6 protein-coding genes are annotated in these 6,449 nt (G+C 63.7%); 1 reads left to right on the top strand and 5 read right to left on the bottom strand.

Annotated elements, in window-relative coordinates:
* Nucleotides 1–726: PLP-dependent aminotransferase family protein (locus HMPREF1144_RS23365; protein ID WP_009654146.1), on the bottom strand; the 726-nt coding region annotated here is incomplete at its 3' end.
* A 108-nt stretch (nt 727–834) separates the two neighbouring features.
* Here HMPREF1144_RS23365 and HMPREF1144_RS23360 point away from each other — a divergent pair.
* The gene (locus tag HMPREF1144_RS23360) at nt 835–1,725 is read left to right on the top strand and encodes a DMT family transporter (RefSeq protein WP_009654124.1); all 891 of its coding nucleotides are present in this window, start codon (nt 835–837) and stop codon (nt 1,723–1,725) included.
* 217 nt (nt 1,726–1,942) lie between these two features.
* Here the strand turns inward: HMPREF1144_RS23360 and HMPREF1144_RS23355 are convergent, their stop codons facing one another.
* The 4 genes from HMPREF1144_RS23355 to HMPREF1144_RS23340 are packed head-to-tail and all read right to left on the bottom strand — an operon-like array spanning nt 1,943 to nt 6,447.
* Nucleotides 1,943–3,211: a Zn-dependent hydrolase gene (locus HMPREF1144_RS23355; protein WP_009654127.1), complete on the bottom strand. Its 1,269-nt coding sequence runs from the start codon at nt 3,209–3,211 to the stop codon at nt 1,943–1,945.
* Nucleotides 3,201–4,385 (bottom strand): amidase, encoded by a 1,185-nt coding sequence (locus HMPREF1144_RS23350; protein WP_009654130.1) that lies wholly within the window; start codon nt 4,383–4,385, stop codon nt 3,201–3,203. Before HMPREF1144_RS23350 ends, HMPREF1144_RS23355 begins: the two co-directional genes overlap by 11 nt.
* An 18-nt stretch (nt 4,386–4,403) precedes the next feature.
* Nucleotides 4,404–5,414 carry an ABC transporter ATP-binding protein gene (locus HMPREF1144_RS23345; RefSeq protein ID WP_009654153.1) on the bottom strand — a complete coding sequence of 337 codons (1,011 nt, stop codon included), beginning with the start codon at nt 5,412–5,414 and terminating at the stop codon, nt 4,404–4,406.
* Nucleotides 5,404–6,447, bottom strand: a complete 1,044-nt coding sequence (locus HMPREF1144_RS23340; RefSeq protein WP_004848592.1) for an ABC transporter ATP-binding protein — start codon at nt 6,445–6,447, stop codon at nt 5,404–5,406. Before HMPREF1144_RS23340 ends, HMPREF1144_RS23345 begins: the two co-directional genes overlap by 11 nt.
* Nucleotides 6,448–6,449 lie beyond the last annotated feature (2 nt).

Below are 6,449 nucleotides of genomic sequence, written 5' to 3'. Positions count from 1 at the left end.
CTGGCGGGCGCTGAGCACCCAGCCCAGCGGATTGTGTAGCGTCGGCATGGTATACACCGCCCGTACGCGCCGCTGCTGGCACAGCACGTGAAGCGCCTGCAGATCCGGCCCGTCCGCGCGGCAGGGGATCGCCGCCAGTTCCAGATGGTAAAGCGCGGCCAGGACTTTAAAGCCCGAGTAGGTTAGCGCATCCACCGCCACCACATCGCCCGGGCGCAGGAGCCCCATCACGGTCACCGCCAGCCCGTGCTGGGCGCCGTTGACGATCAGCACATTTTCCGCGTCAGGCGCAAAACGATTGCCGGTTAAATAGCGGGCGATAATTTCGCGCTCGGAGAGCCGCCCGGCATGAGGCTGGTAGCGCAGATGAGCGTCAATATCCCCCGCCACCGCCAGTCGCCTGAGCGCCTCGCGCAGCGCATCCCCCTGCGCCGGCAGCGAAGGATAGTTGAAGTTGAGGTCGACAACATCACCCGCCAGCGCCTGCTGATCGACGCCGTGGCCCGGCGGGAGCGTGATATCCCGTACAAAGGTGCCGCGCCCGGTTTCACCGCTGACCAGCCCCATTGCCTCCAGTTCACGATAAACGCGCGTGGCCGTGGCCAGCGAGATCCGCTCCGCGGCGGCAAGCGTACGATGCGTCGGCAGGCGGGTACCGGCCACCAGCTGTCCGCGATGAATCGCCTGCGCGTAGCTGTCGACAATGGTTTTGTATCGGGCTTTCATCTTGAAATGTATCTATGACAATAATTTGATTGTATTAGATTACGCACACTACCATCGCCTGAAACATTGCTCAAGCGGGCACGGCACGGTCAATATAGCGAGGTTAGCATGGTAAATTCTGCGGTTCTCAAAACGGCGCCCGGGCCGTGGTCCGGGTGGTTGAATGGTTTACTGGGCGTCATCATTTTTAGCGGTTCGCTGCCCGCGACGCGTCTGGCGGTGCTCGATATGGACCCGTTCCTGCTGACCTTTCTGCGCGCCTCTATCGCCGGGCTCCTCGCCATCGCGCTGCTGGCAGGCTTTCGCCAGAAACGGCCGCGCGCGTCGCAGCTTGTGCCGCTGGCCATCGTCTCGTCAGGGGTGGTGATCGGCTTTCCGCTGCTCACGGCGCTGGCCCTGCGGCACGTCACGTCAGCGCATTCGATCGTTTTTATCGGGCTATTGCCGCTGATGACGGCCATTTTTGGCGTACTGCGCGGCGAAGAACGTCCGCGCCGCGCTTTCTGGATCTTTTCGGTTATTGGCAGCCTGCTGGTGGTGGGATTCGCCCTGACGCAAAACGCGGCGGCGTCGCTCAGCGGCGATCTGCTGATGCTGGCGGCGACGATCGTCTGCGGCCTCGGCTATGCGGAGGGCGCGAAGCTGACCCGGGAGCTCGGCGGCTGGCAGGTGATTAGCTGGGCGCTGATTATGGCGCTGCCTTTTATGCTGGTGGCCTCGTGGATGACCCGGCCAGCGTCATGGGGCGCTATATCGCCTTCCACCTGGATAGCGCTCGGCTATGTGTCGCTCTTTAGCATGCTTATCGGCTTTATTTTCTGGTACAAAGGGCTCGCCGCTGGCGGTATCGCCGCCGTCGGCCAGCTCCAGCTATTACAGCCGTTCTTCGGGCTTGGCCTGTCAGCCGCGCTGCTGCACGAAACCGTCAGCCCACTGATGCTGGCCGTGACGCTGGGCGTGATTCTGTGCGTTATCGGTTCGCGCAAATTTGGCCGCTAAAGTCGTTCCCGAAGGGGGGCGCTAATATTGCCCTTGTAGCCCGGAGGCGGCGCTTACGCGCCTGTCCGGGCTACCCAATCAGCCTCCCTCAGGCTCCGGGCCCGAAAATCCCGGGTCGCGGCGTAAACGCCTTACCCGGGCTACCGCCCCTACTCTCCGCAGGCGGCTGGAAACCCGTAGCCCCGGTAAGCGCAGCGCGACCGGGGGGGACAACCGGTTACACTACCCGCGCGTACTGCAGCATCACCTGCAGCAGCACGTTCGCGCCGGCCTCAACGTGCTCCGGCGACGCATACTCAATTTCGTTGTGGCTGATCCCGTCCCTGCAGGGGATAAAAATCATCCCGGTTGGCGCCAGGTAGCTCATATACACCGCGTCGTGCCCGGCGCCGGAGACAATCTCCCGCACCGGATAGCCCAGCCGCTGCGCGGCGTCGGCGATCGCCGCCTGGCAATCCGGGTGGAACGGCGCCGCCGGATAGTGGCTCACCTCTTTCAGCGCCACCTTCAGGCCGCTCTCCCGCTCCACCCCGGCGATAAACGCCCGCAGCTGGCGGTCCATCTCATCCACCAGCGCATCGCTGAGATTGCGCATATCAATCGAAAAAGTGACCTCCCCAGGCACCACGTTACGGCTGTTTGGATAGACCTGCACCCTCCCTACCGTACCGCGCCCTTCCTCGCTGCGCCCGGCGATCGCCACAACCTCCTGCATAATACGCGTCGCCACCTGCAGCGCATCCTGGCGCAGACGCATCGGCGTCGGTCCGGCGTGGGACTCCTGGCCGGTCACCACGCAGTCATACCAGCGGATCCCCAGCACGCCCTGCACGATACCGATAATTTTCTCTTCGTCCTCCAGAATCGGTCCCTGTTCAATATGCGCTTCGAAGTAGGCGCCAATCGGATGATCGCCCGGCGTCTGGCTACCGATATAGCCGATGCGCGCCAGCTCCTCGCCGACGGTTTTACCGTCCGCATCCTGCGCGGCATAGATGGTTTCCAGCGGGAAAACCCCAGCAAATACCCCGGAGCCCATCATCACCGGCACAAAGCGCGATCCCTCTTCGTTGGTCCAGAACACCACTTCAATCGGCGCTTCGGTTTCGATATCCCGATCGTTCAGGGTGCGTACCACCTCCAGCGCCGCCAGCACGCCGTAGTTACCATCAAATTTGCCGCCGGTCGGCTGGGTATCAATATGGCTACCGGAGACAATCGGCGGCAGCGCCGGATTACGCCCTTCCCGGCGCATAAAGACGTTGCCGATTTTGTCGACGGTGACGCGCATCCCCGCCGCCTGTGCCCAGCTAATCACCAAATCCCGTCCCTGGCGATCGAGATCGGTGAGCGTCAGACGACAGCAGCCGCCCTTCGGCGTGGCGCCAATTTCCGCCAGCGCCATCAGCGACGCCCACAGGCGTTCGCCGTTAATCCTACAGTCGGTGGTTTCGGTCATCGGGGTAAAAAGGACATCACTGCTCATTTCGGTCTCCTTGCATAAACGCGGCGGCCAGCTCAACCAGCAGACGATCGCTGCCGCGCGGCCCTAAAAATGAGATTCCCAGCGGCAGACCGCCCGTCTGGGCGACCGGCAGCGTCACCTGCGGACGTTGGGTCATCACGGAAATTAACAGCAGGTCGTGAGACAGGCGTCGGACCGCCTCTATCTCTTCGGCCTGCGCCGTCAACAGCGGCGCACCATCGGGAACGGTCGGCATCACCAGGACCGCATCGCCCAGCAGCGCGTCCCACCAGGCGGTAAAACGCTCGCGCAGCTGGCAGGCGGCGTCAAACTGCGCGCGGGTGACCGCTTTGCCCCAAAAAAAACGCTCGCGGACGTCCGGGCCTAGCTGCAGATCATAGCGCTCAATGGTTTCGCCCTGCGCCTGCCACGCTTCGTAGCCCTGAATCTGGCGGAAGGCGAGATAAATATCGTCCGCGTCGGGCAGAGGCGCGTCGAGCTGCGCTAACGGGCCGAAAAAGCGCGCCAGCCGTTGGCGGACCGGCAGCAGCGCCTGCTGGCTGCGCAGCGGCAGGCGGGAAAACAGCCCTTCATGGCTGGCCAGCCGCACGCCGGTGATATCCGCTCGCTCATCGTCGAACAGACAGGCGGCGACGGTGGAAAAGACCTCCGGCGAGCGGGCAAAGAAGCCACAGGTATCCATGGTGGCGCACAGCGGCTGGCAGCCGTCGAGGGAAAGACGGCCGTGGGTCGGACGCAGGCCGAACAGTCCGCAGTAGCTCGCCGGGGTGCGTACCGAGCCGCCGGTATCGCTGCCGAGGGCAAAGTCGCACACTTCGTTCGATACCGCCGACGCCGAACCGGACGAAGAGCCGCCAGGAATATGATTCGGCGCGGCGCCGTTGCGCGGGGTGCCGTAATGGACGTTGTGCCCGCTCATCGAATACGCCAGCTCGCTGGTATGGGTTTTGCCGATAAAGCGCGCGCCGTTATCTAACAGCTTTTGCACCACCGGCGCGGTGCGGTTTTTAATCCCGGACAGCGCCAGCAGGTGCGGATTACCCCCGCCGGTTGGGTAGCCCGCCACGTCGAACAGATCTTTGACCGCAAAGGTTAAGCCGCTCAGCGGCCCGCTGAGCGCATGCGCCACCGGATGCGGCGGATAGGGCATAAAGGCGCGAATGTCGTCCTGCATGATGGTTTCCTCCTGGCCTCAGGCGTAAAGCGCCTGGTTTTCAACGGACGGGCTCAGCTCACGCCAGCGATGGCAGCTTACCACGTGACGCGGCCCGGCCGGTTCGGTCGTCGGCTGGCTTTGCGCGCAGGCGGGGCGCGCGTGCGGACAGCGTTCGGCAAACGCGCAGCCCGGCGGCAGGCGCGAGAGATCCGGCGGTGAGCCGGGGATACAGTGCAGCACGTCGCCCTTTTTCAGCCCCTCTTTCGGCCGGCTGCCCAGCAGCACCTGGGTATAGGGATGGCGCGGACGATACAGAATCTCCTCGATCGATGCCTCTTCGACGATGCGCCCGGCGTACATCACCGCCACCCGGTCGGCGATCTCCACCGCCGCGCCGATATCGTGGGTCACAAATATAATCGACAGATCGCGCTGCTTTTGCTGCTCGCGCAGCAGAATCAGGATCTGGATTTGCACCGTGGCATCGAGGGCTGTGGTCGGCTCATCCGCCAGCAGCAGCTGCGGGTTACAGGAGAGCGCGAGGGCAATCATCGCCCGCTGGCGCATCCCGCCGGACATCTCGTGCGGGTATGCATCCAGCCGCCGCTCGGGGCTCGGAATGCGTACCTGGCGCAGCGCCTCGAGCGCCCTTTCCCGCGCCGCCTGTCGCGACAGGCCTTCATGGCGACGCAGCCCTTCGACAATCTGCTGGCCCACGGTATAGACCGGGTCGAAGGCCAGCAGCGGCTCCTGGAAAATCATCGCGCAGCGCGCGCCGCGGTAGCGCCGCAGCTGCCCGGCGCTCATGTTCAACACATCCTCTTCCCCGACCCTCAGGGTACCGGAAAGCACGCTGCTTTTCGGCGGGTGCAACCGCATCAGGGCGCGCAGGGTGACGCTTTTCCCGGAGCCAGACTCGCCGATCAGCGCCATCACCTCGCCTTTTTGCACATCAAAGGAGACGCCGTTGACCGCGTTGACCGTCTGACCGTCGCGGCGAAACTCAACCCGCAGGTCGCGGATATGGACGTAGGCTTCATGCGACATGGCTGACCTCCTGAATGGCGATATTTTGATGCCAGGGCGACGCGGGCTGCGCCATCAGGCAGGCGCTCTGGTGCCCCTCGCCGACGCTTTCGAGCGTCGGTTTCACCTCGGCGCACACCGCTCTGGCATGCGGGCAGCGGGTATGAAAACGGCAGCCGGAGGGCGGAGAAATCGGGCTGGGCGGATCGCCGCTCAGCGGCGAGGTTAAGGTGCGATTGTGCGGGTCCATCGACGGCATCGAGCTTAACAGCGCCCGGGTATAGGGGTGGGCCGAGGCGGTAAACAGCTGCTCCGCCGGGCCAATCTCCACCACCTCGCCAAGATACATCACCAGAATGCGGTCCGACAGCCAGCGCACCACGTGCAGATCGTGGCTGATAAACACATAGGTCAGCGCCAGCGTCCGCTTCAGCTCCTGCAGCAGCTGCAGCACCTGAGCTTCCACCGACTTATCCAGCGCCGAAACCGCCTCATCAAGAATCACCAGCCGGGGCTTCATGGCCAGCGCACGGGCGATATTCACCCGCTGGCGCTGGCCGCCGGAAAGCGCGTGCGGATAACGATGGGCAAAACGTTCCGGCTCAAGGCCGACGTGCGCCAGCAGATAGCGGGCGTACTCGCTGGCCTCTTTGGCGCTGACGCCGTGTACCCGCTGGCCGAACGCAATGCTCTCTTCCATGGTCATGCGCGGGTTGAGCGAGGCGTAGCTATCCTGGAAAACCATCTGCACCTGGCGGCGATACGCTTTCATCGGCAGGCGCGATGAACCCACCTCCAGACCATCGAAGATCAGCTCCCCGCTGTCCTGCTTAAGCAGCTGCATCAGCAGCCGCGCGGTGGTGGATTTACCGCAGCCCGACTCCCCCACCACGCCGAGGGTTTCGCCTTTTATCACCGAAAAACTGACATCGTCCACCGCCTGCACCACTTCGCGCGCTTTGCCGCCGCCGGCGGGAAAATGTTTCAGCAGATTGTTGACCTTCAGCAGCGGCTGCGCCGGTCCGCCGAGGTCGATATTGATAAAGGGTTGCATCG

Origin of the sequence: Klebsiella sp. OBRC7, from assembly GCF_000293135.1 — a bacterium.
Taxonomy (GTDB): Bacteria; Pseudomonadota; Gammaproteobacteria; order Enterobacterales; family Enterobacteriaceae; genus Klebsiella; species Klebsiella michiganensis.
Note: the sequence above shows the minus strand (reverse complement) of the source record. Positions and strands in the feature narration are given on the sequence as shown.

What these genes read in the sequence shown, in the direction of transcription:
- HMPREF1144_RS23340 (WP_004848592.1), bottom strand. Translation starts at nt 6,447, where the DNA reads ATGCAACCCTTTATCAATATCGACCTCGGCGGACCGGCGCAGCCGCTG.
- HMPREF1144_RS23355 (WP_009654127.1), bottom strand. Translation starts at nt 3,211, where the DNA reads ATGAGCAGTGATGTCCTTTTTACCCCGATGACCGAAACCACCGACTGT.
- HMPREF1144_RS23360 (WP_009654124.1), top strand. Translation starts at nt 835, where the DNA reads ATGGTAAATTCTGCGGTTCTCAAAACGGCGCCCGGGCCGTGGTCCGGG.
- HMPREF1144_RS23345 (WP_009654153.1), bottom strand. Translation starts at nt 5,414, where the DNA reads ATGTCGCATGAAGCCTACGTCCATATCCGCGACCTGCGGGTTGAGTTT.
- HMPREF1144_RS23350 (WP_009654130.1), bottom strand. Translation starts at nt 4,385, where the DNA reads ATGCAGGACGACATTCGCGCCTTTATGCCCTATCCGCCGCATCCGGTG.